The sequence below is a fragment of the Mesorhizobium sp. M7A.F.Ca.CA.004.06.1.1 genome (assembly GCF_003999135.1).
Taxonomy (GTDB): domain Bacteria; phylum Pseudomonadota; class Alphaproteobacteria; order Rhizobiales; family Rhizobiaceae; genus Mesorhizobium.
Window position 1 is genome coordinate 1 of the sequence record NZ_RZPQ01001290.1, and the last position, 796, is coordinate 796.

The 796-nt window shown below is 61.8% G+C and carries 1 protein-coding gene and 1 pseudogene; one reads left to right on the forward strand and one right to left on the reverse strand.

Annotation, left to right across the window (positions count from 1 at the left end; genetic code table 11):
* Positions 1-82: 82 nt before the first annotated feature.
* A complete protein-coding gene (locus EN906_RS35855; RefSeq protein WP_127269678.1) occupies positions 83-532 on the forward strand; it encodes an ester cyclase in 450 nt (149 codons plus the stop codon).
* Positions 533-542: 10 nt separating this feature from the next.
* Here the strand turns inward: EN906_RS35855 and EN906_RS35860 are convergent.
* Positions 543-796, reverse strand: a pseudogene (locus EN906_RS35860) (hypothetical protein); the annotation flags it as partial.

The window sequence follows — 796 nt, forward strand, 5'->3', positions numbered from 1 at the left end:
GCTCCAGGTCATCGGCCAATCCGGTGATCCCGGATCATCGGCGGCGCCGATGATCACATTGCAGAGACAAGAGGATCTTCCAATGACCAGACAAGAAGACAACAAGGCCGTCGTCGTCAGATGGTTCACCGACTTCTGGGGTGAAAGCTGCGACCTGTCCGTCGTCGACGACATCGCGGCACCCGACATGCTGCTGAAATACTCGCTGCACGAGCCGCGCCGCGGCCGCGACGAAATCAAGGCCTTCATGAGCGGCTTCCGCGCCGCCTTCCCGGACCTCAGCTTCTGGGCCACGGCCGACCTGATTGCCGAGGGCGACTATGTCGTCGGCCAGTGGGAGGGCGGCGGCACGCATACCGGCCCGGCCTTCGGCGATTTCCTCGCCGGCTCGCTGCCGGCCGCCACCGGCCGCACGATGCGTTTCACCGGCACCACGGTGCTGAAGGTGGTCGACGGCAGGATCGTCGAGGAGATCGGCCTCGATGACGGCGTCGCCGCCCTCACCCAGCTCGGCTTGATGAAGGCTGCCTGATTCGAAAGGGCTATCGCCGTCCAGGCGATGGCCCACCTTCAACGGGATCGGCGGCTTCGATCGGATAGTGCTTGTCCTCATAGGCCTCGATCAGAGTTGCGAGAACGTCGAACCGGTCACCATCGCGAGAGCCGACCTCCGGCTCATTTTCGAAATATTTAGTGATTTCGGCGATCGCCCAATCGTAATCGGCTTCGGTCTTAATGGGTCGAATGTTTTCCATCACACCATACTCTTTGTGCGTGCCGACGAACAGGCTTGCAC

Excerpts from the sequence above, each read along its gene's own strand:
- EN906_RS35855 (WP_127269678.1), top strand. The coding sequence starts at position 83 with ATGACCAGACAAGAAGACAACAAGGCCGTCGTCGTCAGATGGTTCACC.